This window comes from Streptomyces sp. NPDC054840, assembly GCF_053611065.1.
This window is the reverse complement of the sequence record NZ_JBSGZP010001072.1, coordinates 1-1,547: the sequence shown is the minus strand read 5'-3', so window position 1 is coordinate 1,547 and position 1,547 is coordinate 1. Positions and strand designations below refer to the sequence as shown.

General features: G+C 66.9%; 3 protein-coding genes. 1 reads left to right on the top strand and 2 read right to left on the bottom strand.

Annotation, left to right across the window (positions count from 1 at the left end):
- Window positions 1-84 precede the first annotated feature (84 nt).
- Together ACWGIU_RS37605 and ACWGIU_RS37600 are read right to left on the bottom strand one after the other, a co-directional pair.
- Window positions 85-387 (bottom strand): hypothetical protein, encoded by a 303-nt coding sequence (locus ACWGIU_RS37605; protein ID WP_453712548.1) that lies wholly within the window; start codon window positions 385-387, stop codon window positions 85-87.
- A gap of 311 nt (window positions 388-698) precedes the next feature.
- Complete coding sequence (locus tag ACWGIU_RS37600; RefSeq protein WP_453712546.1) at window positions 699-923, bottom strand: hypothetical protein; 225 nt, start codon at window positions 921-923, stop codon at window positions 699-701.
- 313 nt (window positions 924-1,236) lie between these two features.
- On the opposite strand from ACWGIU_RS37600, the gene ACWGIU_RS37595 reads away from it, so the two are divergent.
- Window positions 1,237-1,547: helix-turn-helix domain-containing protein (locus tag ACWGIU_RS37595; protein WP_453712544.1), on the top strand; the 311-nt coding region annotated here is incomplete at its 3' end.

The following is a 1,547-nucleotide window of genomic DNA, read 5'->3' as shown; positions in this document are numbered from 1 at the left end:
AGGCCGGCTGAGGTCCGCAGACCAGCGTCAAGGTCCGCCGCCCTCAAGGGCGGCGGGCTGCCGACTCAGGGGGGCGGAGCTGCCTCATTGCTCGTCGAGGCCACCGCTCTGCTCCAGATCAGCCATGAACTGACCGTGCCGCCTCAGCTCGCGCCCTCTGCCCGGACTCGTCAGGACGATCGTCTTCGCCTCGCCAAGCGCCGTGGGACCCGCCCCAAGCAGCTCGCGCGTGATCACTACCGCGTCGAGCACCTCGACACGACGCTCACTCAGCAGTCGCTGCACTGCAGCCATCCCACCGTCACCCGCCAACATCGGCCGGCACTCGTTGACGAGCACCTCCAGCCTGGCGGTCCTCTCCGGATGCAGCCCACTGATCGCCATCACGTCGTCCCTTCCCCTCGCGAGCCCACTCTGCCTCGATCATCCCCGACGCCAGCGACTTCCGATCACCGGCATGGGCAGGAGGAGCGGCCAAGGTCAGAGTGACGTCAATTGTCGTGAACATCGGAGGGCACGCGGACAGCCAGCTGCCTCCCAGACTGCTGGACAAACGCTGCCCTTTGAAGTGAACAAAGCCAGACGTGGAACACGCTGGTGTACGGGTCGTTTTACAGGCCCGCCAACTCCGAGTTGTCGGCCGCCGCGACCGGTCGCCCTCGTACGCGCGCGTCTTGGACGGGGCCACTCCTCACCGTTCACGCCGGTGATGAAGAACTCCCCGCCGTCCCGGCCGGGCCGGTCCCGAGCGCCCGCCGGCCCCGCAGCATTCGCACGCCGCCCTGGTCCTCGTCGGCAACGACGTCCTGGTACTCGTCCTCGATCCGCTCCGCGGCAAGCCGCCGCGTCCTCGAGGACGGCCTCGGCGTGCTCTTGGTGCTCGTCGTCGGACCGGTGCCCAGAGGGCGGCGCGTGGTACTCATGATGGAAGTCTGCCGATCGTCCTGGGTTCCCGACGGGACCGTAAAATGATCACGGGAGGCAACCTTGGAACCCAAATACTTGCCGGGCGACCGGGTGAGGTACCGGAACGCAACCAATCAGGCATGCGAGGGCAAAGTGGTGAACTCCGAGGAAAGGATGCCAGGAGAGGTCTACTTCAGGATGCTCAACACGGTCACCATGCAGATGGACATAGACGTGCCCGCGGCCCATATTGAAGGGCGCATTTTGTACTGAGCTTTGCGGGTTGTCGTCGGTGGTGACGGGTCATGATCCCTGCGGTATGCCGTTGGTATGCGCTATCCGGAGGGTGGGGGCCTGACCGCTGAGCGGCGGGCGCTTCGTGAGGGGATCCGGCTTCAGGCCGGCGAGAGGTTCGCGGCGGGCGAGAAGACCGCGGCGATCGCGAGAGAACTGCGGGCGAGTGTGCGGTCGGTGGAACGCTGGCGTCGTGCCTGGCGTGAAGGGGGCATGGAGGCCTTGCGTTCCGCGGGCCCGGCGAACTCCCCCACCGTCACCGATGCCCAGTTCACCGTGCTGGAGGAGGAACTCGGCAAGGGCCCGTCGGCGCACGGCTTCGACGACGAACGCTGGACCCTGGCCCG